Source organism: Bradyrhizobium diversitatis, from assembly GCF_016031635.1.
Taxonomy (GTDB): domain Bacteria; phylum Pseudomonadota; class Alphaproteobacteria; order Rhizobiales; family Xanthobacteraceae; genus Bradyrhizobium; species Bradyrhizobium diversitatis.
This window is the reverse complement of sequence record NZ_JACEGD010000009.1, coordinates 52,648-77,933: the sequence shown is the minus strand read 5'-3', so window position 1 is coordinate 77,933 and position 25,286 is coordinate 52,648. Positions and strand designations below refer to the sequence as shown.

The 25,286-nt window shown below is 63.7% G+C and carries 26 protein-coding genes; 7 read left to right on the top strand and 19 right to left on the bottom strand.

The features are described 5' to 3' along the window. Positions 1-88 precede the first annotated feature (88 nt). The 6 genes from H1B27_RS10665 to H1B27_RS10640 all read right to left on the bottom strand — a co-directional run bounded on the left by H1B27_RS10665 (position 89) and on the right by H1B27_RS10640 (position 5,436). Entirely contained in the window at positions 89-1,903 is a 1,815-nt protein-coding gene (locus tag H1B27_RS10665; protein WP_197966022.1) for a long-chain-acyl-CoA synthetase, read from the bottom strand. A gap of 96 nt (positions 1,904-1,999) precedes the next feature. Next, on the bottom strand, positions 2,000-2,137 hold the full coding sequence (locus H1B27_RS10660) for a hypothetical protein (RefSeq protein WP_197966021.1): 138 nt from the start codon (positions 2,135-2,137) through the stop codon (positions 2,000-2,002). A gap of 139 nt (positions 2,138-2,276) precedes the next feature. Then, the gene (locus H1B27_RS10655; protein WP_061879202.1) at positions 2,277-2,567 is read right to left on the bottom strand and encodes a DUF3551 domain-containing protein; all 291 of its coding nucleotides are present in this window, start codon (positions 2,565-2,567) and stop codon (positions 2,277-2,279) included. Positions 2,568-2,576: 9 nt separating this feature from the next. After that, on the bottom strand, positions 2,577-2,861 hold the full coding sequence (locus H1B27_RS10650) for a DUF3551 domain-containing protein (RefSeq protein WP_061879201.1): 285 nt from the start codon (positions 2,859-2,861) through the stop codon (positions 2,577-2,579). Positions 2,862-3,021: 160 nt separating this feature from the next. Continuing rightward, complete coding sequence (gene htpG, locus H1B27_RS10645) at positions 3,022-4,899, bottom strand: molecular chaperone HtpG (RefSeq protein WP_197966020.1); 1,878 nt, start codon at positions 4,897-4,899, stop codon at positions 3,022-3,024. Between the two features lie 111 nt (positions 4,900-5,010). Next, positions 5,011-5,436, bottom strand: coding sequence for a hypothetical protein (locus H1B27_RS10640; RefSeq protein ID WP_197966019.1), 426 nt, complete (start codon positions 5,434-5,436; stop codon positions 5,011-5,013). Positions 5,437-6,004: 568 nt separating this feature from the next. Between H1B27_RS10640 and H1B27_RS10635 the strand changes: the two genes are divergently transcribed. Next, complete coding sequence (locus tag H1B27_RS10635) at positions 6,005-6,202, top strand: hypothetical protein (protein WP_131869020.1); 198 nt, start codon at positions 6,005-6,007, stop codon at positions 6,200-6,202. A 238-nt stretch (positions 6,203-6,440) separates the two neighbouring features. Here H1B27_RS10635 and H1B27_RS10630 read toward each other — a convergent pair whose 3' ends face one another. Both H1B27_RS10630 and H1B27_RS10625 read right to left on the bottom strand, forming a co-directional pair. Next, the gene (locus tag H1B27_RS10630; RefSeq protein ID WP_061879198.1) at positions 6,441-6,677 is read right to left on the bottom strand and encodes a hypothetical protein; all 237 of its coding nucleotides are present in this window, start codon (positions 6,675-6,677) and stop codon (positions 6,441-6,443) included. Positions 6,678-6,721: 44 nt separating this feature from the next. Then, positions 6,722-7,540 (bottom strand): Crp/Fnr family transcriptional regulator, encoded by an 819-nt coding sequence (locus H1B27_RS10625; protein ID WP_197966018.1) that lies wholly within the window; start codon positions 7,538-7,540, stop codon positions 6,722-6,724. A gap of 223 nt (positions 7,541-7,763) precedes the next feature. Here H1B27_RS10625 and H1B27_RS10620 point away from each other — a divergent pair, with 223 nt between their 5' ends. From H1B27_RS10620 to H1B27_RS10610, 3 genes are all read left to right on the top strand, one after another. After that, positions 7,764-9,731, top strand: coding sequence for a sensor histidine kinase (locus H1B27_RS10620; protein WP_210343295.1), 1,968 nt, complete (start codon positions 7,764-7,766; stop codon positions 9,729-9,731). Then, positions 9,728-10,390: a response regulator gene (locus H1B27_RS10615; RefSeq protein ID WP_197966017.1), complete on the top strand. Its 663-nt coding sequence runs from the start codon at positions 9,728-9,730 to the stop codon at positions 10,388-10,390. The genes H1B27_RS10620 and H1B27_RS10615 overlap by 4 nt, the downstream gene beginning before the upstream one ends. 567 nt (positions 10,391-10,957) lie before the next feature. Continuing rightward, positions 10,958-11,362, top strand: coding sequence for a BA14K family protein (locus H1B27_RS10610; RefSeq protein WP_311976942.1), 405 nt, complete (start codon positions 10,958-10,960; stop codon positions 11,360-11,362). Positions 11,363-11,523: 161 nt separating this feature from the next. Here H1B27_RS10610 and H1B27_RS10605 read toward each other — a convergent pair whose 3' ends face one another. The 3 genes from H1B27_RS10605 to H1B27_RS10595 all read right to left on the bottom strand — a co-directional run bounded on the left by H1B27_RS10605 (position 11,524) and on the right by H1B27_RS10595 (position 13,535). Beyond that, positions 11,524-11,709 (bottom strand): hypothetical protein, encoded by a 186-nt coding sequence (locus tag H1B27_RS10605; protein ID WP_061879196.1) that lies wholly within the window; start codon positions 11,707-11,709, stop codon positions 11,524-11,526. Positions 11,710-11,951: 242 nt separating this feature from the next. After that, on the bottom strand, positions 11,952-12,566 hold the full coding sequence (locus tag H1B27_RS10600) for a nuclear transport factor 2 family protein (RefSeq protein ID WP_197966016.1): 615 nt from the start codon (positions 12,564-12,566) through the stop codon (positions 11,952-11,954). Between the two features lie 162 nt (positions 12,567-12,728). Continuing rightward, positions 12,729-13,535 (bottom strand): response regulator, encoded by an 807-nt coding sequence (locus H1B27_RS10595; RefSeq protein ID WP_028179299.1) that lies wholly within the window; start codon positions 13,533-13,535, stop codon positions 12,729-12,731. Positions 13,536-13,753: 218 nt separating this feature from the next. Between H1B27_RS10595 and H1B27_RS10590 the strand changes: the two genes are divergently transcribed. Both H1B27_RS10590 and H1B27_RS10585 read left to right on the top strand, forming a co-directional pair. Continuing rightward, positions 13,754-13,987, top strand: a complete 234-nt coding sequence (locus H1B27_RS10590) for a NepR family anti-sigma factor (RefSeq protein WP_024337325.1) — start codon at positions 13,754-13,756, stop codon at positions 13,985-13,987. Continuing rightward, positions 13,987-14,535: a sigma-70 family RNA polymerase sigma factor gene (locus H1B27_RS10585; protein ID WP_018316216.1), complete on the top strand. Its 549-nt coding sequence runs from the start codon at positions 13,987-13,989 to the stop codon at positions 14,533-14,535. Before H1B27_RS10590 ends, H1B27_RS10585 begins: the two co-directional genes overlap by 1 nt. 100 nt (positions 14,536-14,635) lie before the next feature. Here H1B27_RS10585 and H1B27_RS10580 read toward each other — a convergent pair whose 3' ends face one another. The 8 genes from H1B27_RS10580 to H1B27_RS10545 form a co-directional block, all read right to left on the bottom strand. Continuing rightward, a complete protein-coding gene (locus H1B27_RS10580; protein WP_197966015.1) occupies positions 14,636-15,334 on the bottom strand; it encodes a nitroreductase in 699 nt (232 codons plus the stop codon). Between the two features lie 141 nt (positions 15,335-15,475). After that, entirely contained in the window at positions 15,476-16,720 is a 1,245-nt protein-coding gene (locus tag H1B27_RS10575) for an acyl-CoA dehydrogenase (protein WP_197966014.1), read from the bottom strand. Between the two features lie 115 nt (positions 16,721-16,835). Next, complete coding sequence (locus H1B27_RS10570; protein ID WP_197966013.1) at positions 16,836-18,080, bottom strand: acyl-CoA dehydrogenase; 1,245 nt, start codon at positions 18,078-18,080, stop codon at positions 16,836-16,838. Positions 18,081-18,225: 145 nt separating this feature from the next. Beyond that, positions 18,226-19,353: an acyl-CoA dehydrogenase family protein gene (locus H1B27_RS10565; protein WP_197966012.1), complete on the bottom strand. Its 1,128-nt coding sequence runs from the start codon at positions 19,351-19,353 to the stop codon at positions 18,226-18,228. 158 nt (positions 19,354-19,511) lie between these two features. After that, positions 19,512-21,383 carry an AMP-binding protein gene (locus tag H1B27_RS10560; RefSeq protein WP_197966011.1) on the bottom strand — a complete coding sequence of 624 codons (1,872 nt, stop codon included), beginning with the start codon at positions 21,381-21,383 and terminating at the stop codon, positions 19,512-19,514. A gap of 44 nt (positions 21,384-21,427) precedes the next feature. After that, on the bottom strand, positions 21,428-22,234 hold the full coding sequence (locus H1B27_RS10555; RefSeq protein ID WP_197966010.1) for an enoyl-CoA hydratase/isomerase family protein: 807 nt from the start codon (positions 22,232-22,234) through the stop codon (positions 21,428-21,430). A 194-nt stretch (positions 22,235-22,428) separates the two neighbouring features. Then, on the bottom strand, positions 22,429-23,187 hold the full coding sequence (locus tag H1B27_RS10550) for an SDR family NAD(P)-dependent oxidoreductase (protein ID WP_024337318.1): 759 nt from the start codon (positions 23,185-23,187) through the stop codon (positions 22,429-22,431). Positions 23,188-23,251: 64 nt separating this feature from the next. Next, entirely contained in the window at positions 23,252-23,854 is a 603-nt protein-coding gene (locus tag H1B27_RS10545) for a TetR family transcriptional regulator (protein ID WP_035707126.1), read from the bottom strand. 210 nt (positions 23,855-24,064) lie between these two features. Between H1B27_RS10545 and H1B27_RS10540 the strand changes: the two genes are divergently transcribed. Beyond that, complete coding sequence (locus H1B27_RS10540) at positions 24,065-25,237, top strand: acetyl-CoA C-acetyltransferase (RefSeq protein ID WP_197966009.1); 1,173 nt, start codon at positions 24,065-24,067, stop codon at positions 25,235-25,237. Positions 25,238-25,286: the final 49 nt, after the last annotated feature.

Sequence of the window (25,286 nt, the reverse complement as noted above, 5' to 3'; positions counted from 1 at the left end):
CCAATGACCCTCTGTTTACCCGACAGAAGTAAATGGCCTCTTGGACAATTCAGATAAAATTGGACCCATCTGGCGGATTTTGTTGCCGTTACAGCCGGATCATGCCGTCTACGATCCCGGCAAATGTGCTGGAATCGAGCGCGACATAGGCGCCGGATTTCGGGTCGAGCATGAACAACGGATCGGAGATCGCAGCCGGGTCAAATCCCTCGCGCGCGAGATCGCCCTTCTTCTGCTTGAACGTCTCGGTCGCATCGAGCTCGCGCGAGATGCGAATGAAGACTGGCCGGGCGTAAGCCGGCAGGCGCTGCGCGAGATGCGCAGGCAGCGCGGCGATGTCAAAGCCCTCGTTCACGACGATCGCGCTCATGCCGGCGCGGCCGTCGGCGCCGGGGATGGCGACGCCGTAGGTGGTGGCATCAACCACGCCGGCGAAATCGCGCACGGCGTCGTTCACCTCCGAGGTCGCGACGTTCTCGCCCTTCCAGCGGAAGGTGTCGCCGATGCGGTCGACGAAATGGAAGAAGCCCTTGTCGTCGATCCGCATCAGATCGCCGGTGCGGAACCAGGCATCGCCTCTGGCAAAGACGTCGCGCAGGATCTTCTTCTCGGTCTCGCCCGCATCGGTGTAGCCTTCGAAGCGGCCGCCGCCCTCGTCCGCGGTGCCGATGCGGCCGATGGCTTCGCCGGCCTCGCCGCGAGCACAGGCGATGCAAAAGCCCTCGTCATTGCGCAGCGGCACGCCGCTGCCGGGGTCGAGCTTGACGAGACCGGCGGGAAAGCGATGTGCGAGCAGCGGCGGAATGCGCCCGATCGCGCCCGGCTGCCCCTCGACATTGAACAGCGAAAAATTGCCTTCAGTCGCCGCGTAGAATTCGAGGATGCGCGGAATGGAAAAGCGCGCCTGGAAATCTTCCCAGATGTCGCCGCGCAGACCGTTGCCGCAGACGAGCCGCAGGCGGTGCGTGGTCTCGTATTCCGACGGCGCCGCCTTCAGCAGATAGCGGCAGAGCTCGCCGATATACTGAAACATCGTGCAGTCATGCCGGACGATGTCGGACCAGAAGTGCGAAGCCGAGAATTTTTCCGCAATGGCGACCGAGCCGCCGGCAGCCAGCATGCTGCACGGCGCGACGATGCCGCCGACCGAGTGGAACAACGGGAGACAATCGTAGAGCCGGTCCTGCGGAGTCGCGCCGGTGAGGCCGGCGAACCAGAAGCCCCAGTTGAGGATACGGCGGTGGCTGATGCTGGCCGCTTTCGGCAGGCCAGTGGTGCCCGAGGTGTAGATCAGCAGCGCGCGATCATCGATCGTGACGTCGCCATGTTCGTCCGACGAGAGCGGGCCGTCGTCGAGGACGGCGAGAGCGACATCGATCGCGCGCTGGCTGCGGGCATCACCGTGGGTCCAGACCTTGGGCTGCGCCTTCAGATGCGGCGTTGCGCCGTCCAGCATCTCCGTCAGCTCGTGCGCGACGATGATGTGCGCCGGTCGTGCGACGTCGATGCAATGCGCAAGCGACTGTCCCACCAGCTTTGTATTGAGCAGCGCCACCACGCCTCCGACGCGGCTGATGCCAAGCCAGGCCGCGAGATAGTCGATACCGTTCGGCATGATGAGCGCCACGGTATCGCCCTTGGCTACCCCGACCGAGCGCGCCCAACGCGCGTAGCGATTGATGCGCTTCGACAGGCCTTGATAGTCCAGACTTGTGTCAGCCGTGACCAGCGCAACGCGGCCGGGCTGGCGTTGTGCCCAATCGTCGATGACGTCCGCGAACAGACGCCCGGGCAATGCCTCGATCCGCGCAGTGAGCTCGATTGCCTTCAGCCAGATCTTCGAGGCCGACGGTGCGTGTACGGCTTTCGGCTGCTCGATGACGCCGGTAGTCATATTGTTCACTCTTTCGGGCCGTCTGCTTGTGTCCGGCAGCTTAGCCCGCGCGCGCTGCCCAGGTGTTAAGAGACAAGGTAAAACTCCGTTAGTGCGCGATTAACTCTAGCGATCCTTTACCAGGCCGGCGGGATCGGCGTGCAGGCCGGCGCCATTCGCTTCGAGCTGATGCAGGGCTGGCACGAAGTCGCCAAGATCTCTTTCGACCGGATGGTCGACCCCGGCGATGATACCAGGCTGCATGCAAGCGACTGGACGACGGACAAGATGAGCTGGCCACCGCCATCAACGCGGCGGTCGACATGGCACCGCAATCTCGAGGAACACGCGGCAAATCATCCCGCATGCTCCATCGGATTGGCGGCCGGCGATCCCCCCAGCGCTAACCGCTTCGCCTGTGGCGCGGGCGCGGCGGCGCGGTGAACGGATAATACGGATTGAGGTCACAGGTCGCGGCGCGGCCCGAGGCGGTCGCGCGGCACTGCGGCAGCGAGGTGAAGGAGCAGTCGTACCAGTCCCCGCCACCGCCATTCGCGCCGGAATAGACGTGCATGCAGACGGGATAGCGGGGATCGAAGGTTTGACCATGCGACGGCGCGGCGGCGAGCAGGGCGCCGCTCGCCGCGATCAGGGCGAGCGAGATTCGCGCGGCGAAGATCCGAGAGAGACGCATGGTGGACCGCTAGTATTGCTGCTTCTGCCGCTTGCGCGGGCGCGGCGGGGGCTGATCGAAGGCGTAATACGGGTTGAGGTCGCAGCTCGCCGAGCGCCCCGACGCGGTCGCGCGGCACTGCGGCAGCGAGGTGAAAGAGCAGTCGAAATAGTCTCCGCCGCCACCGCCGAAGCCGCCGCCGGGTGTATAGACGTGCATGCACACCGGATAGCGCGGATCATAGGTCTGGGCGCTGGCATCTGCCGCGACGAACAGGGTCGCAATCGCGGTGAGGGTCAAGATCGGCAAGCGCATGGAGAAATCCTCGAATCGATCACGGTGCCGGCACGGATGCCGGCCACCTCATATGGCATAACACCACGCTCGAGGCACCTGTTCCTCGGGACAGTTGACGGCAAGGTGAGTGGGGGCGCTCCAGCGGCGCACCCTCGTCATGCCGGACCTGCCTCGGCCATCAGGCGCCGAGCCCCTGCAGCACGAGCCGATTCAGCCTTGCCGCGAACGCCGCCGGGTCCTCCGGCAATTCGCCGTCCAGAATCTGCGCCTGTTCGAGCAGCAACAGGCTGAGATCGTCGACGACCTTCGAGCCGGTTTGCGCCTTGGTGACCGCGGTGACCAGCGGATGGCGCAAATTGATCTCGAGGATCGGCTTGGTCTTCATGCCGCGGTTCTGCTGCGACAGGATGCGCTCCAGTTCGCGGCTGGGCCCCTGGCTGTCGGCAACGAGGCAGGAGGCCGAGCTGGTGAGACGCGTCGAGGCCTTGACGTCGCTGACGCGCTCGCCGAGCGCGGCCTTGATCACGGCGATGGTGGCCGCTTCATCCGCGGCCGGCTCGTCCTTCTTCGCCTCGTCCGCCTCGTCGACGCGCGGAATCAGGTCGAGATTGAGATCGCCCTGGCTCAGCGACTTCAGCGGCTTGCCGTCGAACTCCGACGGCATCGAGGTCCAGAAGGCATCGACGGGATCGGACAGCAGCAACACCTCGATGCCGCGCGCGGTCGCAGCTTCCAGCCGGGGATTGGATTTCAGCCGCTCGATGCTGTCGCCGACCAGATAATAGACCTCGGTCTGGTTCGGCTTGAAATCGGCGATGACCTGCTTCAACGAACGCTTCTCGCCCGACGTGGTGGTGAAGCGCGACAGCGAAAGCAGCTTTTCGCGCCGCTCGAAATCCTCGTAGATGCCTTCCTTCAGCACCGCGCCGAAGGCGTCCCAGATCTTGGCAAAATTCTCCGGGTCCTTGTCGGCAAGACTTTCGAGCTCGGACACAACCCGGGTCGCCACGGCTTTGCGGATCTGCGCGAGCTGCGGATTGTTCTGAAGCATCTCGCGGGAGATGTTGAGCGGGAGATCCTCGCTGTCGACGACGCCGCGGATGAAGCGCAGATAGCCCGGCAACAGATCGGCATCGTCGGTGATGAAGACGCGCCGGACATAGAGCTTCACGCGCCCCTTGCGGTTAGGCTCGAACAGGTCGAACGGCTTGGTCGAGGGCGCGAACAGCAGCACGGCGTAGGAGTAGCGGCCTTCGGCGCGGTAGTGCAGCGTCATCGCGGGGTCGTCGAAGGCGGAGGCGATCTGCTGATAGGCCTTCTTGTAGTCGTCCGCCGTCAGCTCGGATTTCGCGCGCTGCCATAGCGCGCTGGCCGAATTGATCTGGCGCGGCTCGCCCTCTTCGGGCACGAGCTCGATGGGGAACAGGATGTTGTCGGAATAGGCCGTGGCGATGCGCTCGATCTCGTAGGTCTCGAGATACTTCTTGGCGTCGTCCTTCAGGTGCAGGACGATTTCGGTGCCGCGCGTCACGCGCGCCGCGTCCTCCTCGCTGGCACGGGCGATTTCGAAGCCGGAGCCACCGGACGACGTCCAGGTCCAGACGTCGCTCTCGCCGGCGCGGCGGCTGATCACGACGATCTTCTCGGCGACCATGAAGGCTGAATAGAAGCCGACGCCGAACTGGCCGATCAGGCCGAGGCCGTCCTTGGCCTCCTTCAGCTTGGACACGAACGCCTTGGTACCGGAGCGAGCGATGGTGCCGAGATGATCGATCAGCTCCTGCCGCTCCATGCCGATGCCGTTGTCGGCGATCGCCAGCGTCTTGGCCGTCTTGTTCGGGATGATGCGGATCTTGAGCGCGTCGCCCTCGCCCAGCAGGGCGGGACTTGCGATGGCCTCGTAGCGCAGCTTGTCGCAGGCATCGGAGGCATTGGAGATGAGTTCGCGGAGGAAGATATCGGTTTCCGAATAAACGGAATGCACCATCAGGTGCAGCAGTTCGGAAACTTCGGCCTGGAAAGGCTGCGTATGCACAGCCGTATCTGACGTCGTCATGCGCTTACCCGGTCAAAACAAAGGGAGGAACCCGGATATAGCGCGAGGCAACGGCGGATCAAGAGGATGTGAAGCATCCGCCCGGAGGGCTCCCGTCACGGGAGGCGCCGATCAGGTCACGCAACGGCCGGGCTGGAGCAGCTTTGCGACCTCGGTCAGGGAGCTGACCATCGGCTCACAGGCGATCGTCGTCGGCCTGGTGCGAACCTTCTGCTGGTTCAGGAGCAGCACCGGCGGCTTGGCGTTGCCGGTCTCGATCACCGCCGGGAGCCGCAGCAGCACCGACGTGTCGGCGAGGTCGTTCAGCCGCATCGACACCGTGCGGGTCGGAGCCGGCGCCGGCTTGATCTCGGCGAGCCGGTCCGCCTTTGCGGTGCGATTGACGTTGTGGCTCGGGGCGAGGTTCGCGCCGCGGCTGGAGGTGTCGGCGACCGCCTGCCAGCGACCGGCCAAGTCATGGCCGGAGGCCAATTGCACAGCACCGAGCGTGGCGACGGTCGCAATGGCGCCTAAAAATACCTTTTGAATCTGTGACATGGCTGTCAATCCCTCGCCCCATGGCGATCACGGGAACAACGCCGCCACAGGATCGGCGGTTCTCGGCCATTACGATCACTTAACCGTGTGCGAAAAATGCCGCAGGTCGGCGAAATATTTCGCAAGCCGTGGAACGACTCCGACTGTCAGGAGTCGTCTCAGCAGCCGGCTATTCCCCCCTGCCCCATAAGCCGGCGACGTAGGGCGCGACTGTGGTGATGCCGGTCGCGCCTTACTTTTGTCCGCAAGCCCCCCCCCCGGAGATTCCGTTGAAGGCCCCGGAGCGCGCTCGGCGGAAGCCGGCACAATGCGCGCATATCGTTGCGCCGTCGCAACGTGGGGAATTTCCTGACTGCCCGGGGAGTCAGCCCGACTAGCCCGGAGGCCATTTGAACTCCAGCTTTACCGAGCACCGCTGCCATCCCGGGAGACTGGATATGACATTGTTCGTGCGATCGAAAATCGGCAGCTGGCTATCCACCGGCCGAGGTGACGGCCCCCGCGTTCTGTTGCCCGGACCGGGAGCCCCCCGGGCCGCGCGCAACATCCCGGCGCACGCCGGGAAATCATGGCGTCGGACGACCATCTTCCAAACTATCCTCGACCGGGTTTGGGAAGCGGTCTTGGCGCGCTACGTGTCATCCCGCACATCGAAGGCACGCGAATGATCGGAATTGTGGTCGCCTGCATGATGTTCTTCAGCGCCAGCATTCTTGTGGCGCACCTGATCGACGCCATCAACGGTCCGGCCGAGGATTCGTCCTAGGTGTGACCGCTTCGTATCGCTACGTAGAGGCAAGCGATCAAGGACGCGAGGAGCACAGCAAGCCGACGTCAGAAGAACCGAGGTACCACTCACGAACTTCTTGCGATGGGACGAAGCGGCATCCTGGCCAGATCCGCGCGGCGTGTTCGGCCGCCTCATTCCGCAATATCGCAATATCGCAATATCGCAATATCGCAATATCTCAATATGCTGAATGGGTCGACGGGCCAAAGGTCGGTCAGACGACCGCTTTCAATCGTGCACGCAGCTTCAGCCGCTCCGCGGCACGCGCGACGGCCGGATCATAAATTACGAACTCGATCATATTCAGGAGCTCGTGCTGCTCGGACCTGCATGTCGCGCCGGCAACTCCGGCCGACGCAAGCAGGCGCTTGGTCTCCTCAAGCGCCTCTACAAGAATTTCCGCATCAGATTGCAATTTGCCATTTCCAACGATCGTGGACGCCAGACTCATGCCGCATGCACTCCTTTGCACAAGCCCCACGCAAAATCCTGAGGTCAAGGATGCGCGACGCGCAACGCGATCGGTCCCAACAGAGAATTCTCGTGGGCGGATCGAATGACGCGGAAGCAGTCGCAGGATGCCTGCTCCAGGCGGGTCTCATCGACGATCACCGTTCGCCCACGGCTCCGCCGGATCAGACCGTTTGCCTCCATGTCTCCCACCGCAGTCGTAATGCCGGCACGGCGTACGCCGAGCGCTTGCGCCATGCATTTGTGAGTCAATGCAACCTCGTTGTCTCCGATCCGATCGCGTGCGACCAGCAGCCATCGGGCCAGCCGCTGCGACAGATTATGCCGCGAGTTGCATGCGACCAACTGAGCGCTGTGTATCAGCGTTGCCTGGACGTACCGCAACAACAGCTTCTCCACCTCTGTGTCCGTCTTGATCAACCCGATCAGCGCTTCGGTTTGGATCCGCAGCGCCTTTCCAGGAACGTGAACAGTGCACCGATGCGGAGAGATCCGCATTCCCAGCACCAGGGGGACGCCGACGAAGTCTTTTTTCCCCAGGGTATGGATTTCAACAGGCGGGCAATCTCCGACCCGGGTCGTGAGCGACGCCGCGCCGGACTCGATGAAGTATGCGTATTGCAGGGGAAGACCTCGCTCCTGCAGCACCTGTCGTGCCGTCAAGCGGATCGAATCGCAGCGGTCCAGAAGCAATCGACGCGACCGAGGCGAGAGATGCGCGATGAGGTCGTTGCCCAAGGAGGGAGGCGATGCGTCGCGCGTCTGGGGAGCGATCTTCGACACGATCGACGGAGCAGTCCCCGGTTTTCGCGCGTTCTTCTTTACAAGATCCAGTTCCAGCATGTGCCATCTTTCGGTTGCCGTTTGACCGATCATGGGGAGTGGGTCACTTTTGGCCCAGTCGGGCTGAAGGACGGTTCCCGTCAGGAAAAACCTGACAAGTTGGCTTTGGCGGGTTGCTGCGGCTTGCGAACCGCGGCCATGCTAACGTGAGGCACCGAGAGTGAGAGCAGTTGTCCAACCAGGTTCGGCGCGGGCCGCACAACGTCCGCTGATCCTGCTCATCATGGCGGCGGCCATTCCGCTCGTTCTGTTCGCGGGATGGGTCGTTTTCCTGAATGCCCGCCAAGAGCGGACCGACTCGCGCCTCGCCGCTCTCGAAACGCTCGACCGTGTCGTGACGCGCATCTCTTCGGATCTGGCGCTTCAGGTCCAGATCGCCGAGACGCTTGCTGCCTCAGCCAGCCTTGATACTTCGGATCTCTCGTCGTTTTATGTCGAAGCTCTACGCGTCAAGGAAACCAGGCCTCTTTGGGAAACGATCGAGCTGGTCGACCCCAAGGGCAATCAAGTGCTCAATCTGCTACGCCCCATCGGAGCCGATCTCGGGGCAACTGCAGATCGGGAGAATTTCGAGAGAATCCTGACGACCCGCAAGGCGGCGATCGGTGGAATTGGACCTCTGGGTCCGATTTCGGGCAAACGCCTCGTCGCCTTGCGAGCCCCCGTCGAACGGAACGGCGACCTCAGATTCGTCCTGACTGTCGCGCTGGTGCCCGACGCGGTCAGCCAGATTCTGAAGAGCGCGGGGGCGCCGCCTGGATGGGTCGGTGTCGTCGTCGATGGCAAGGGCAACATCGTCGCGCGCACCGTCGCCGAGCAATTTGAGCTCGGCCGTCCAGCCAGCGCATCTGTGCGGGAAGCAATCGCCCAGGGGTCCCAAGGCAGCTATGTCGGGACGACGCTCGAAGGAGCCAAGGTCGACTCCATCTACAAGGGACTGCCTGGCACAGGCGGTTGGTCGGTTCACCTCGCCATCCCGACGGACCAGCTCGATGCCCCGGTCCGCCGGTCAGCAATTTTTCTCGCCAGTGGAGGTGCCGTGAGCCTGGCCCTCGGGCTCGCGCTCGTCTGGTTTACGGCGCGCGACATATCGCAGCGACGCGTCGAGCAAGAGGCCCAAGCCGCGCTGGCCCTGAGACAGAGCGAGGAAAGACGACGGCTCATGGTCGATGCGGCGGATCTCGGAGTATTCAGCTGGAACGTGCCGACCGGCGAAGTCATCGCCTCGCCACGGGCCCTGGACATGCTCAAGATCATCAATAGCGCCGCCACCGGCGACGTGAGCCTGCCCTTCGAGACGCTCCTGACCGGCATCGACCCGGCGGACCGCGCCTCATTCGAGAAGATATTGCTGCAATCCCGCAAGAGCGACGCCGTCGCCGCAGAGTTCCGCACGGCTCCTCCGGACGGCCGCTGGCTGCGCGCCAGCGGCCGCAGCTCGCGGATCGACGGATACAACGCCGAAGTCATCATCGGTGTGCTCCTGGACATTGACGAGATGAAGCGGGCGGAGTTCGATCGCCAGCGCCTGCTGCGGCGGCTCGGCGACGCCGAGGAGAACGAACGCCGGCGAATCTCCCGTGAATTGCACGATCAGATCGGTCAGACGGTGACCGGGCTGCTGCTGGGGTTGAAGAATCTCGAACAATCGCTCGCGACGACATCCTCCGATCCGGCTCAGGTCGATAAGTTGCACTGGCTGCAGGGGCTCGCCAGCGGGATCGGACGAGACATCCACGAGATCGCTGCAGACCTTCGTCCTACCGCCCTCGACGATCTTGGACTACACAGAGCCATCGAAGCATTCTGTGCGGAGTGGACCCGGCGCTTCGGAATCAGTACCGACGTCCAGTTGATTGGACCGGCAGACCGCCTCCCGATCGAAGTCGAGATCGCCCTCTACCGCGCGATTCAAGAAGCTCTCAACAATGTGGCCAAGCACGGCAATGCGCGCAACGTCAGTCTCGTCTTCGACCGGCGAAAGGACGAACTTCGCGTCATCGTCGAAGACGACGGGATCGGCTTCGATCCGTCGAAACTGTCGGGCCTCAACGCTTCCAGACTCGGCCTTTCCGTCATGGAGGAGCGGCTGGCGCTGCTCGGCGGTTCGCTTACCGTCGAATCCGCGCCCAATATCGGGACGACACTCTTCATGACGGTACCTCTTTCCGGACAGGATGCAGGCTCGTGAAACCGATCCGAATCACGCTGGCTGACGATCATCCGCTTGTCCTTGCAGGCATGAAGGCCTTGCTGGAGCCCGTTCAAGACATCTCCATCGTTGGCGAGGCGACCGACGGGCAGAACGCGATCGACGTCATCGGCAGGGAGCGACCGGATATTGCCGTGCTGGATATCTCGCTTCCAATCATTAGCGGCATCGAACTGGCGCAACGAATTGCGATCGAGTTTCCCAACGTTCGATTGCTGGCACTCACGGTGCACGAGGATCGTGCTTACGTTCAGCCGATGTTGCAGGCCGGCGCACGTGGATATCTGCTCAAACGATCCGCAGCGGATGAACTGGTGCGTGCCATCCGTGCGATCGCCGAGGGCGGGATCTATCTGGACCCGGCGATCGCGGAGAAAGCGCTGCCATCTCCACCCGGCGATCACGCACCTTCCGAAAGCGCAACTCAGCTGGAGCTCACGCCGCGCGAGGCCGAGGTCCTCCGCTTCATTGCCCAGGGATTTAGCAACAAGGAGATCGCTGCGCGTCTGGACGTCAGCATCAAGACCATCGAAACTCATAAATCGAGAGCCGTGGAGAAACTGGGGCTGCACAAGCGCGCCGACATCGTCCGCTACGGCGTCTCTCAGGGCTGGCTCGATCATCTGTCCAAGGAATGACGTGGCAATGCCAGCGCCAAACGCGGTGTGGGCTCCTATCCCGCTCGACTCGATAAGGACCGGGTCGTGGGCTGAGCCGGAGTCCCTGCAGCTGAGGCTGACGCCGGAACGGGGAATCCGGCATCGCGGCAATTGTGATGCTCCGCCCCGCTCTTTTCGATGCGCGAGATTACGCTTCCGCGCCGGGTCAGCCCGGCCGCCCTCGAGCGCCTTGCGTGACAGCTACCGGCTCGGTGACTGTTCAAGAAGAGTTGGCCGTGCGAGGTTTGCGGCCCAGCGAAGAACGGCTCCGACGCGAGCGTCGGAGCCGTATTCCCTCCTGGAAATGATCTTGGCGGCCCGAATTTTATCTTTGCCGCGAGACGACATCTTACGATGAGCCCTCGCGGCTGTCACGGCATGCCGGCTCGGAACGTACGTTTCGGTACGCACTCCTTCAGGCCATCGATGGGTCACTGCCATCCGTTTACGCTGCTCGCTTGGGTACGCGTTTGTACCTTGCGCAATTGAACCTTGGGCTCGCAGATGAATTGGCCCAACGCGAAGCGTGATAAACGGAGATCGAAAGTGAGACATTTGCAAAAGTTGGCCGTCGCAGGCGCGCTGCTTGCGACCACCCTTGGAGCGAACAGCCTTGGGATGAACAGTCTCGGCGTGAACAGCGCGACGGCCGCACCTCTTGCTGTACAAAGCACGCCCGGTATGCCCTCCAACATCGTCGCCGTTCAATGGCGAGGAGGATGGTATCATCACCATCACCACCACGGATGGCGCTATGGCTATCCGCGCCGTTACGGCTGGGCCCCGGCGCTCGGTGGATTTGCGGCCGGCGCCGCTATCGGGGGAGCGATCGCGAACAGCCGCGCCCAGGCAGCCGAAAACGATGCGTACTGTTCGCAACGATTCAAATCCTACGACCCGGCTTCGGGAACGTATCTCGGATATGACGGGCAACGTCATCCCTGTCCGTGATTTGAGACCTGCGTAGGCGAACGACGTCGGCGTCTCTTCCTGACATGCGACGTGCCAATCGAAGGGTTGGAACGTCGTATTCAACGGGAGTGGCGTCGACGGCTATGTAGCTCTCTCAGCTCCTGGCCGCATCACCATTCATGCGCATCGGACGCATCGCCCTAGTCGAAGGAGAAGACGACCTGAGCCGTACCGAGCGCGATGAATACGAGGATCAAGGGTGGATACAGGACGGATGCGGCATGGAACCGCAGGAAGCGAGGACTGCCGCCCTGCTTGTCCGGCAGTCCGGCGTAGATCAGCACGATGGCAATCACCAGCATGCCCAAGCCGATCGCAAGCTCCATGGTCTCCTCCTGCACGGTCCCGGCTCGATCTTGCGCGGCCTCATGTCGTCTCGTCAGTCAGGTAACCTCCAATCGGCGTCAGGAAATCCCTGACCCGCATGCACGCTTGGTGCGGCTATGGCCATCCTTGTTGCAGCCGTCGATCGGGCAGGCGCCCGTTTCACTAGGAGAGACCGACATGAACGAGGCTGTTCGGACCGCTTTCGCGCGGCTCCGATCGGCCGGCCTTCCTCGTTTGCCGCTTAGGTCGCTTTCGCCGCGAGCCATTCCCGCCCTTCGCCATAGAGCTTCTCGACTTCTGGGCCGGTGAGGCCCGGCATGTCGCGCTTGACCTTGTAGCCGATCAGCTCCTGCATGTAGGCGAGGTGGCGATAGCCTTCGGGCAGCGCGGCGAGCGCCTCCTGGTCGAGGCGCAGCGTCGCGGCGGGATCGACCGGATCGATCCGGTCCTTCTCGTAGATCGGCTGGCGGCGGACGATGCCCCATTTGCCAATACCGAATTGGTCATGCCGCTTCTCCAGGAAATCGTAGAAGCGCCCGGTGCAGACGACGTCGCAGAGCACGTCGTGCACGAGGGCGCGCTGCGAGATCGTCATCTTGGTCTGGGCGATGGCCCGCTCGCCGGCAAGATCGATGCTGGTGCCGCCGAGGAAATGCAGGATGCGCACGCCCTTCGCGAATCCCTCCTGGCTGACCCGCATGAAATCCCGCGCCGGCCCCTGAAACCAGGTGGCGGACATCCAGCCCTCGTCATGCCAGACCGTGGCAAAGCGCTCCCAGTCGCCCGCGTCGCGCCACACCGCCCAGTTCTCGACGAGGTCGCGGATGGCGAGGCGATCGAGGAGTTGCTGGTCCATGGGGACATCTCCGATTGGTGCGGCCGCAGGCGCAGCCTCTGCATGAGGTATGGGCGGTGAATTCCACGGCCGTCAAGCATGGCAGCGGACATGAAAAATCCGGCGTGCCTTGCGGCACGCCGGATCAGATCACTTCGCCAATTGCCGGGCTACCAGGCCTTCTTACGCTGCCGGCGCCTTCGGCGCGCGATTGCGCGAATTGCGCTGGAAGAACAGGGCCTGGCTCGCCACTGCCGATACCATCGCCGGCTGGAACGGTTTTGAGATCAGGAACGCCGGCTCGGGGCGCTCTCCGGTGAGGAAGCGCTCCGGATAGGCCGTGATGAACACCACGGGCACCTCGAAGGTACGCAGCAGTTCATTGACCGCATCAAGGCCCGACGAGCCGTCGGCGAGCTGGATGTCGGCTAGGATCAGGCCGGGCCGCTTGTTCTTGGCCAGCGCCACTGCATCGGCATGGGTGCGCGCGACGCCGACGACGTTGTGGCCGAGATTCTTCACCAGGCTCTCGAGGTCCATGGCGATGAAGGTCTCGTCCTCGATGATCAGCACGTCGGTCGCAATCTCGGCCGCCATCTCGCGTCCGGCAGCGTCTGCAAGGCGCCGCGTCTCCGCGACGTCGGTGCCGAGAACGAAGGCGACTTCCTCTTCCGAGAAGCCCTCGAGCGAAAGCAGCAGGAAGGCCTGACGCGGCAACGGCGTGATGTTCGACAGCCGCCGCTCCGGCGGCATCGGTAGGGTCGTCACCTCGGCATCCTCGTTGACCGAGACCGAATTCCAGATCTGCGTGAACAGCCGGAACAGGCCGGCCCGAGGCCCATGGCTCTCATCGAGCACCGACGGATCTCCCAGCATGGCTTCCAACATGGCTGCGACATAGGCGTCACCGGAGGCCTGGCTGCCGGTCAGGGCGCGCGCGTACCGGCGCAACAACGGCAAGTGTTCAGCAACAAGCTGTGAACGGGACATCCCCACTCCATTCGTCTTCGGGCCAGCCTTGAGGTCAGGAGACACGCGGGGGGCCCGGGTTCCCCTGCTGGGCTGACTACGCATCAGCTCAAGAAAAGTTCCGTAGAGCGCGGAACTTTTTCGCGGACCTGGAATTGAGCCTATCCAGGGAACGGCTCCCGGTTGAGAAAACCTCTCGAATTTGCAGTCACTTAACTCGGGGAAACGTGGAACAGGTCATGAAAGATCTCAAGTCTCAAGCCAGCAGAAGCACGACCCCCGGCAAGGGAGGCCTCACTCCGGAGATTCAATCCCGGATCGGGCATCAATTGCGCGCCATGTACGACGACGTCGTGCGACAGGGGGTTCCGGATCGGTTCGCCGAACTGATCAAGAAGCTTGATGCGCCGGGAGCGACTCCCCACGTGGAAAATGAGGGTGGATCCAACGACAACAACAATGGGAGGGATTAATGCCTCTCACGGACTCCCTTCGTAACGACATCCTGGCGGCCGTGCCCAGTTTGCGCGCCTTCGCCATCTCGCTCAGCGGCAATGCGGACCGGGCCGACGACCTGGTCCAGGAGACGCTGCTGCGTGCGCTCGCCAACATCGACTCGTTCCAGCCGGGCTCCAACCTGCCGGCCTGGCTGTTCACGATTCTCCGCAACCTGTTCCGCTCCGACTATCGCAAGCGGCGGCGCGAGGTCGAGGATGCCGAGGGCAACTACGCCAAGACGCTGAAGACACAGCCTTCGCAGAACGCGCATCTCGAGTTCGAGGAGTTCCGCACGGCGCTCGACAAGCTTCCGCAGGATCAGCGTGAAGCCTTGATCCTGGTCGGCGCGTCCGGCTTCTCCTATGAGGACGCGGCCTCGATCTGCGGCTGCGCGGTCGGCACGATCAAGAGCCGCGTGAACCGCGCCCGCTCGAAGCTCGCCGCGCTGCTCTATGTCGACGGCGCCGAGGATTTCGGGCCCGACGAGACGGTGCGGGCCGTGATCGGCGGCAGCGGCGGCTGACAGCCGACGCCAATCGGACTCGGACGAAACGAAGACGGCCGTTTCCACGGCCGTCTTCGCGCGCGTCCGATGCGGGCGGCGCCGGGTTCACGGCGCTCGATCACTCGTCAACAAAGGTCACGGTATCGGCCACGCTCGCACGCGAGGTGCGGTAGCTGTTGACCTTGTGCGCATGGTCCGCATAACCGAACGAAATGCCGCAGACGATGCGGCGGTCGTCGGGCAGATTGAAATGCCGGCGGATCAGCCCGGAATGCCGCGCGAGCGCCGCCTGCGGTATTGTGCCGAGCCCCAGCGCCTGCGCGGCCAGCATGAAATTGCTGACATAGGCGCCGCAATCGATCGCACCGTAAATGCCGAGCGGCTCGTTGGTGTGAATGATCGCGACATGTGGCGCGCCGAAGAAATTGTAGTTCTCGAGCGCCTGCCTGGCATAGGCCATCTTGTCGCCACGGGCGATGCCGAGCGTGTTGTAGAGCTGGAAGCCGCTTTCGCGGCGGCGCTCCAGATAGACCCCGACATATTCGCGCGGCGGCGTGAAATCGTAATCATCGCCAAGGCCCTTCGAGGCCTCCGCGTAGATCGCCTTGCGAAAGCGCTCCTTGGCCTCGCCGCTGGCGATGATGACCTGCCAGGGCTGGCTGTTGCACCAGGACGCCGTGCGCTGCGCGGTGGTCAGCACATGCTCGATGGTCGCGCGATCGACTTCCCGGGGAAGAAACGCGCGGACGGAGTAGCGCTCGTTGAGCAGCTCCTCGAGCACGCCGATGCGGTCGGTTTGTTTGACGGTAGCGTCCATGAATCAGCTCGCTCTTCGTAGGGTGGGTTAGCCGAAGGCGTAACCCACCTCTTTGGTTTCCGCATCGGCGGAGATGGTGGGTTACGCCGAGCAGATGGGCTTCGCCCACCTGCTCGTCTAACCCACCCTACAAGACTGGTATCACCGCCCCTTGGTCGGGATCTTGTTATACGGCACGTCCTTGTCGACGCGAATGTCGCCGGGCAGTCCCAGCACGCGCTCGGCGATGATGTTGCGCAGGATCTCGTCGGTGCCGCCGGCGATGCGCATCGAGGGCGAGGACAGCAGCATCTGCTGGAACTGGCCCTGCACCGTCTCCTCGTCGTTGCCGGTGAGAACACCGGCCGCGCCTTGGAGGTCCATGGCGCAGGTCGCGATGTCCTGGAGCATCATGCCCGACACGAGCTTGCCGATCGAATTCTCCGGGCCCGGCCGCTCCCCCTTCGAGAGCGCCGAGATCGTGCGGTAGCTGGTGTATTTCAGCCCGCTCGACTTCGCCGCCCAGCTCGCGAGCTTCGAGCGCACGGCGGGGTCGTCGATGGCGAGTCCGTCCTCCAGCATCAGGCTGGAGCAGAACTCGAACATCTCGGGCACGCCGGTCGCAAGCCGCGCGCCGATCGACATGCGCTCATTCATCAGCGTGGTCAGCGACACGCTCCAGCCTTCGCCGACGGCCCCCAGCCGCTGGCTGTCGGGGATCACGACGTCGGTGAAATAGACCTCGTTGAACTCCTGCATGCCGTTCGCCTGCTTGATCGGCCGCACCTCGACGCCGGGGCTCTTCATGTCCAGGAAGAACATGGTGAGGCCCTTGTGCTTGGGCACGTTCGGATCGGTGCGCGCGATCAGGAGTCCGTAATCGGAGTAATGCGCGCCCGAGGTCCAGATCTTCTGGCCGTTGACGACCCAATTGTCGCCCTTCTTCTCGGCGCGCGTGCGCAGGCCCGCAACGTCCGAGCCGGCCGATGGCTCGGAGAACAGCTGGCACCAGATCTCCTCGCCCGAGGCAAGCTTGGGTAAGTAGCGGCGCTTGGCGTCTTCGCTGCCGAACGCCATCACGGTCGGACCGCACATGCCTTCGCCGATCTGGAACGGCTGCGTCAGCTTGCCGTAGACGCCCTCCTCCTGCTGCCAGATCACCTTCTCGATCGGCGTGGCGCCGCGCCCGCCATATTCCTTCGGCCAGTGCAGGCAGGCCCAATTGCCTTCGAACTTCTTCTTCTGCCAGGCCTTGCCGACATCCACGATGTCGCGATTGGCAAGGCGGATACGACCGAGCGAGGATTTTGACAGCTCGGCATGCAGCTCCTTCGGCGCATTGGCCTCGATCCATTTGCGCGCGGTCTCGCGGAATGCGGCTTCCTGTGGCGTGTCGTCGAAATTCATGGCGCTTCCCTTTCTTGTCATTCCGGGGCGCGCAACGCGCGAACCCGGAATCCAGAGCTTGCATATTCACTTCGAGATTCCGGGTTCGGCTCTTCGAGCCGCCCCGGAATGACGGCTAATTCCTTCCCTTCGTCGGGATCTTGTTGAATGGCACGTCCTTGTCGACACGGATATCGCCGGGCAGGCCCAGCACCCGCTCGGCGATGATGTTGCGCATGATCTCGTCGGTGCCGCCTTCGACGCGGGTGCCGGGCGCACGCAGCAGCATGGCCTGGAAACGACCGGCCAGCTCGGCATCCTCGCCGCTGACGACGCCGGCTGCGCCCTGCAGATCCAGCGCGTAAGTCGCAACGTCCTGGATCATCGAGCCGGCGACCAGCTTGCCGATGGAGTTTTCCGGCCCCGGGCGTTCGCCCCTCGACAGCGCCGAGATCGCGCGCATGCTGGTGTATTTCAGGCCGCTCGCCTTCACTGCCCAGTTCGCCAGCTTCGAGCGGACTGCGCGATCCTCGATCGCGGGGCCGTCGCCGAGCATCAGGCTGGAGCAGTACTCGAACAATTCAGGGAAACCGGTCGAGACGGCCGCGCCGATCGCGCTGCGCTCGTTCATCAGCGTGGTCAGCGAGACATTCCAGCCGCCCCCGACCTCGCCGAGGCGCTGATGGTCGGGGATGCGGACATTGGTGAAATAGACCTCGTTGAAGTCGGAGGCCCCGCTCGCCTGCTTGATCGGCCTGACCTCGACGCCAGGGCTCTTCATGTCCAGGAAGAACATGGTGAGCCCCTTGTGCTTGGGCACGGTCGGATCGGTGCGGGTGAGCAAAATGCCGTAGTCGGAATAATGCGCGCCCGAGGTCCAGATCTTCTGGCCGTTGACCACCCACTCGTCGCCATCCTTCTCGGCGCGCGTGCGCAGCCCTGCGACATCAGAGCCGCCGGCGGGCTCGGAGAACAGCTGGCACCAGATTTTCTCGCCGGAGGCGAGCGGCGGCAGATATTTGCGCTTATGCTCCTCGCGCGCGAACGCCATCATGGTCGGCCCGCACATGCCGTGGCCGATGATGAACATGCGGGACAGCTGGCCGAACGGCCCCTCTTCCTCCTGCCAGATCACCCGCTCGATCGGCGAGGCGCCCCGGCCGCCATACTCCTTCGGCCAGTGCAGGCAGGCCCAGCCGGCGTCGGCCTTCTTCTTCTGCCAGGCTTTTGCCACTTCGAGAATGTTGGCGTTCTTGAGGACGGTGCGGCCGAGCGAGGATTTGCGCAGCTCTTCCTCGTACTGCTTTGGCGCATTCGCGCTGATCCAGGCGCGCGCTGTGGCGCGGAATTCGGCTTCCTGCGGGGTGTCGTCGAAGTTCATGGCTTTTTCTCTGTTGTCCGTAGGGTGGATTAGCCGAAGGCGTAATCCACCTCTTTGGTTTCCTCTTCGACAGAAGAGGTGGGTTACGCCGAGCGGCTCGCGCTTCGCGCAACCCGCTCCGCTAACCCACCCTACGCACCTGTCATCAGGCCGCGTTCTTCTTCCTCATCCGTTCAATCAACTGATCTTCCCAATAGCTGAGGCTGCCGAGCCCGAGCGCCATCGCGTTGGCGCGGCGGTAGTACATGTGGCAGTCGAACTCCCAGGTGAAACCCATGCCGCCGTGAACCTGGATGTTGTTCTTGGCGCAGTGCTGGAACGCCTGCGTTGCGCTGATGCGCGCGGCGGCAGCAGCCTCCGGCAGTTCGGCCGCGTTGGTCGAGAGCGCCCAAGCGCTGTAATAGCTGTTGGAGCGTGCCAGGGTCGCCGAGACGTACATGTCGGCGAGCATGTGCTTGACCGCCTGGAAGGAGCCGATCTGGCGACCGAAGGCGATGCGGTCGAGCGCGTAGTCCCGGCCCATCTCCAGCGCGCGATCGGCACCACCGACCTGCTCGAACGCGCACAGCACCGCGGCACGATCGAGCATCTGGGTCAGGATGCTCCAGCCTTCGCCCGCGGCACCGAGCGGCTCTGCCTTGCACTCCCTGAAGCTGATCTCGGCCTGCCCGCGGGTCGGATCGAGATTGGTGAGGCTTTTCACCTCGACGCCGCCGGCCTTGAGGTCGACCAGGAACAGCGAGATGTCATTCTCGCGTCCGCTCGATCCCGTGCGCGCGGCAACCACCGCGAAATCGGCGATTGCCCCGTCGGCCACCGGCTTCTTGACGCCGTTAAGGACACCGTTCGCGGCGGTGATCTTGACGTTCTTCGGCGACGGATTGCCCTTGCCCTCGAACAGCGCAAGCGTGCCGATCGCCTCGCCCGCGGCGATTGCCGGGAGCCATTTCTTCTTCTGCGCGTCGCTGCCGGCGATCAGCAGCGCTTCGGCAGCGAGGTAGACCGTCGAGGAGAACGGCACCGGCGCGTTGGCCCGGCCCATCTCCTCCGCGATCACGCAGAGCTCCAGATGGCCGGCGCCCGCACCGCCGAACTCCTCGGGAATCGCGACGCCGAGAAAACCCATCTCGGCAAGGCCTTTCCAGAGCTCCTTGTCGTAAGGCGCCTTGCCATCGAGCACGACACGCACCGCCTTCGGCGGGCATTTTTCCGCGAGGAACTTGCGAGCCTGGTCGCGGAGCTGCTTCTGGTCGTCGGAGAAATCGAAGTTCATGGGCGGGCTACCTTTGGTTATTCGTTGTCATTATTGGCACCGTCATTCCGGGGCGCGCGTAGCGCGAGCCCGGAATCCATAGCCACCAGCCGGGGTTATGGATTCCGGGCCTGGCCCTTCGGGCCATCCCGGAATGACGCGGTGAAAGATTTGCGCACTCATCGCAGCACGATCACATCCTGATCCGGCCGATCGGCATAGAGCCGCTCCACCAGCGCGGCGCGCCGCTCGAGGCCGGCGCGCTGGTTGATGTAGCCCTTGTCGGTGAGCTCGTTACCGTCGATCGAGGGCGGCTCGACCATCAGCATCGCGCGCGCAATCATGCGGCTGCTGGCGCCCTCGCATTCCCGGTTGTGCGCTTCCAGGCCGCGCCTGAAGCAGGCGATCACCTCGGGATGCCTCACGGCATCGGCAAAGCTCAGATCGGGATTGCCGACGAGCTGGCGGCAGGCATGCAAATTGGGCCAGGCCAGCAAACCGATGAAGGCGCGATCCTGCCCCGCGACCAGCGCGTCGTGCACCACAGGGGTCGCCGCGGCGATCGCATCGGTCCGCAGCGAGCCGACATGCACGAAAGTGCCGGTGGTGAGCTTGAAGTCTTCCACCACGCGGCCAGCGAAGATGATGCCTTGTACCGGATCGGTGTCGTCGACGAAGATGCCGGCATCGCCGATGCAGTAGAATCCTTCCTCGTCGAACATCTTCGTCGTAAGATCCGACTGGCCGAAATAGCCCGGCGTGACGTTGACGCCGCGCAGGCGCAGTTCGTATTTCGAGCCGCACGGCACCATCTTCAGCTCGACCCCGGGGAACGGCAATCCGATCAGGCCGACGCGCTCGGTGTCCCAATAGGTGCCGGTCGACGTTGGCGCGGTCTCGGTCGACCCCCAGCCGGTGTAGAACACGATGCGTTCACCGGTGGTCTTCACGGCGAGGGCCTGCATGCGCTCATAGAGATCGTCGGGCAGCCGCGCGCCGCCATAGGCCATGATCGAGAGATTCTTGAAGAAGGAGCGGCAGAGCGCGTCGTCCTTCTCCATCGCGGCCGCGAGCGCGGCGTAGCCGGCGGGCACGTTGGCGTAATAGGTCGGCGAGATCTCACGCAAATTGCGTAGCGTCTCGTCGAACTGGCCCGGCATCGGCCTTCCGTCGTCGATATAGAGCGTGCCGCCGTCGACCAGGATCGGGTGGAACGCCGCATTGCCGCCCATGGTGTGGTTCCAGGGCATCCAGTCCAGCATGGTCGAGATCGGGCCATTCGGATCGCGCGGCCGCACCTGCATCATCATCGCCGCATTGGCGCACATCATCTCCTGCGTGTTGATGACGGCCTTGGGCATGCCGGTCGAGCCCGACGTGAACAGCAGCTTGCCGACGGTCTGGGGTGTGATCTCCGCAATCGACGCTTCGACATCCGCCGTCACTGACGTTGCCGCGAGCTCGGCAAAGCTGACGCTCTCGATGCCGTCGCAGGGCCGCGCGACGTGAACCACGGTGACGCCGGTGAGATCGAGCGCCTTCAGCGCCTTCTCGAAGGTCGGGCCATCCTGCACCATCACGACAGCCGGCTTGATCAGGTCGAACAGATATTTCAGCTTGACGTGATCGTGGCTCATCAGCGAGTAGGCCGGCGAGACCGGAGCCGCTGGAGCGCGCGCCTGCATCGCGGCCTGCGTCATCAGCGCGTGCTCGATCGAATTGCCGGAGAGGATCGTGACCGGACGTCCCGCGAGCTTGAGATTGAGCAAGCCTTGCGTCAGCGCATCCACGGTGCGCTTGGCTTCGCCGTAAGACACCTTGCGCCATTCGCGGTTCGGACCGCCGCGCTGCGCCAGCCAGATGCGCTCGGGCGCTTCCTTCGCCCATTTCGCCAGCGACGCCGGAATGTGCTTCTCATAAGGCTGCAGCGGAATGCGCGACTTCAGCACCACAGTGCCGTCATTGCGGCGCTCGACCTCGATGTCGCGCGCGAGCCACTGGACCTTGCGAAAGGCGGGCTTCGTCATCACGGCCGCCGCGCTTCCACTCATTTTTGCGTCTCCCGGAATTATTGTCCTTTGCGGATCTTCGTCGTTCAGCGCTTGATATAGACAGGCTTTCGCTTCTCGAGGAAGGCCCTGATGCCTTCCGAAAACTCTTCCGAGCGGCTGCAAAGGACCTGGTTGCGATCCTCCATCGCGATCGCAGCTTCCAGCGATCCGGCATCGACGCTCATGTTGAGACATTCCTTGGACAGGCGCAGGCCCACTGGCGAGGCCGTCATCATCGCCTCGACGTAAGGCTCGGCCGCGTCATCCAGACCGTCCTCCTCGACGATTTCCGAGACGAGCCCGACCGCGAGCGCTCGCTCGGCGCCGATGAAGCGTCCGGTGAGGATCAGTTCCGATGCCACGGAGACGCCGACCAGCCGCGGCAGAAAATAGCTGGTGCCGATGTCGCAGCCGCCGAGGCCGAGCTTGATGAAGGCGCAGTTCATCCGCGCCGACCGCGTCGCGATGCGGATGTCGGAGGCCAGCGCCAGAGCAAAGCCGCCGCCGGCCGCCGCACCCTGCACCAGCGCCAGGATCGGCTGCGGACAACGCCGCATCAGCATCACGATGTCGGCGATGCGCCGCTGCGAATCCAGCGACTCCGTGACGCCGGGCGGCTCCTGCTGCCCGGCGCGGCGTTGCATCGCGTGCTTGAGATCGAGACCCGCGCAGAAATTCTTGCCGGCGCCCTTCAGCACGACGACGCGCGTGTCGCGATTGCGCTGCAGGCCTTGGAAATAATCGTTGAGCGCGTCGATCAGCGTGGGATCGAGTGCATTGAGACTGTCAGGACGATTGAGCGTCACCCGGTCGACGCCGTCGTCATGCTCGATCAGCAGCGGTTGGGACATGGGAGCCTCGTGCTTGCCGCGGGTCTCGGCGCCGATTGCTGCGCCCTCTCCCCTTGTGGGAGAGGGCATGTACATCGCTAGCCACATACTCGCTTGGGTGAGGGGTCTGTCTCCACAGATGAGATCTCGGAGAGAACCCCTCATCCGGCGCTTCGCGCCACCTTCTCCCACAGGGGGAGAAGGAAAGAAAAGAATTACCGCGGCGCCATGCGGATGGCGCCGTCGAGGCGGATGGTCTCGCCGTTGAGCATCGGGTTCTCGACGATGTGCACCGCGAGCATGCCGTATTCATTGGCGTCGCCGAGACGCGAGGGATGCGGCACCTGGGCGCCCAGGCTCTTGCGGGCCTCTTCGTTCAAGCCCATCAGAAGCGGTGTGAAGAACAGGCCGGGCGCGATGGTGTTGACGCGGATCTTCTGGCTGGCGAGATCGCGCGCGGCCGGAAGCGTGAGGCCGACGACGCCGCCCTTCGACGCCGAATAGGCGATCTGGCCGATCTGGCCTTCGTAGGCGGCAACCGAGGCGGTGTTGATGATGACGCCGCGCTCTTCGCCGATGGGCTCCGCCGTGACGAGGCGCTCGGCGAACAGGCGCAGGCAGTTGAAGGTGCCGATCAGGTTGACGTTGATGATGCGCGCGAACTTTTCCAGCGGGTAGACGCCGTCGCGGCCGACGATACGCTGCGAGCCGCCGATGCCGGCGCAGTTCATCAGCACGCGGGCGACGCCGTGCGCGGCTTCGGCCTTGGCGATTGCGGCCTTGATCTGCTCCTCGCTGGTGACGTCGGCATGCAGCGCGACGCCCTTCACCTCGGCCGCGACCTTCTCGGCGTTTTCCTTGCTCTGGTCGATCACGCCGATCTTGGCGCCCTTGGCAGCCATGGCGCGGGCGGTCGCGGCACCAAGGCCCGAACCACCGCCGGTGATGAGAACGGCTACGTCTTTCAACTGCATCGCTTGTACCTTTCCTCTACCTTTTCCTTTGGGCGTTTCTTCTCTGGACTTGGAGTTCGGCCGATTATCCGGCCGCGGCAGCTTCCTCGGCTTGCGTGAGGATGCCGCCGCAGATCAGCGTTTCCATGTGCTTGATGTATTGCCGGCAGACATCGTCGGTGACCGGGCCGACGCCGGTCGCGCGGGACATCGCGTGCCGGCCGAAGAACAGATGATCGCAGGCGCCGATCAGGCTGGTGTAGAACAGCACCGGATCGGTCTGCCGGAATTCGCCGCGGCTGACGCCTTCGGCGAGCAGGCGGCGGTGGAAGTCCAGCAGCGGCGCGACGAAGAATTTCGAGACTTCGTCGGCGGAGCCCGCGCTGGTCTCGTGCAGCAGATAGTGGATCAGCCGGTTCATGTAGGGGAACCGGTGATAGGCACGGATGATACCGGCGATATGCAGCTTCAGCTTCGCCGTCGACGTGATCGGTTGCGCCAGCAGATATTCGAGATTCGACATCTCGGTCGCCGCATCCCGTGCAAGCAGCGCCAGCAGCAGGCCGTCCTTGTTGCCGAAGTGATATTTGACTAGCGCGGCGTTGGCGCCGGACTTCTGCGCGATGTCGGAGAGCGAGATCTCGATCGAGGAGCGTTCGATCATCAGCTCGCTCGCGGCCACCAGCAATTTCTCTGCCGTGGAATTTTTCCCGCCGGGGAGCCTGTTCGGTACGCTGATAGCCACGGAGATCCCTGTTTTCGCCGCTTGAAGCGGGCGCAGATAAGCCCAAGCAGCGCCTCATCACAAGAGTTAATTGATCGATTGACTAAACGATCTCTCGTCCCTTAAATCCGACCTCGACAACCAACCCAGTCAAAAATTCAGGGAGAGACCGACATGGCCGAGGCTTATATCGTCGCCGCTGCGCGCACCGCGGGCGGGCGCAAGGGGGGCCGTCTCGCCGGCTGGCATCCGGCCGATCTCGCCGCGAAGGTGCTGGACGAGCTGGTCGACCGCACCAAGGCCGATCCCGCCCTGGTCGAGGACGTGATCATGGGCTGCGTGATGCAGGTCGGCGAGCAGTCCAACAACGTCGCGCGCAACGCGATCATGGCCTCGAAGCTGCCGGAGAGTGTGCCGGGCACCTCGATCGACCGCCAGTGCGGCTCCTCGCAGCAGGCGCTGCACTTCGCCGCGCAAGCCGTGATGTCGGGCGCGATGGACGTCGTGATCGCGTCCGGCGTGGAATCGATGACGCGGGTTCCGATGGGCCTGTCCTCGCAACTTCCGGCCAAGAACGGCTTTGGCAACTACAAGAGCCCGGGCATCGAGAAGAAGTATCCGAACATCGTGTTCAGCCAGTTCACCGGCGCGGAGATGATGGCCGAGAAGTACGGCCTCTCCAAGGATGAGCTCGACGAGTACTCCTACAACAGCCACCAGCGCGCGATCGCAGCGACGCAAGCCGGTCACTTCAAGAAGGAGATCGTGCCGCTCGAGATCACCCGCGCCGACGGCTCCAAGGACACTCACCACATCGACGAAGGCATCCGCTTCGACGTCACGCTCGACGGCATCAAGGGAGTCAAGCTGATCGCCGAGAACGGCAAGCTCACCGCGGCGAGCGCCAGCCAGATCTGCGACGGCGCCTCCGGCGTGATGGTGGTGAACGAAAAGGGCCTGAAGCAGCTCGGCGTCAAGCCGCTGGCGCGCATCCACCACATGACCATGACGGGCGGCGATCCCGTCATCATGCTGGATGCACCGCTGCACGCCACCAAGCGCGCGCTGGAGAAGGCCGGCATGAAGATCGGCGACATCGACCTGTTCGAAGTCAACGAAGCCTTCGCCTCGGTCCCGACTGCCTGGCTCAAGACCACCGGCGCCGATCCCGAGCGCCTCAACGTCAACGGCGGCGCCATCGCGCTCGGCCATCCGCTCGGCGGCTCCGGCACCAAGCTGATGACCACGCTGGTCCACGCCCTGCACCAGCGCGGCAAGCGCTATGGCCTCCAGACCATGTGCGAGGGCGGCGGCATGGCCAACGTGACGATTGTCGAGCGGCTGTAAAGCCGAGACGTCGTCCCACAAACAATGTCGTCCCGGACGAGCGCGCCAC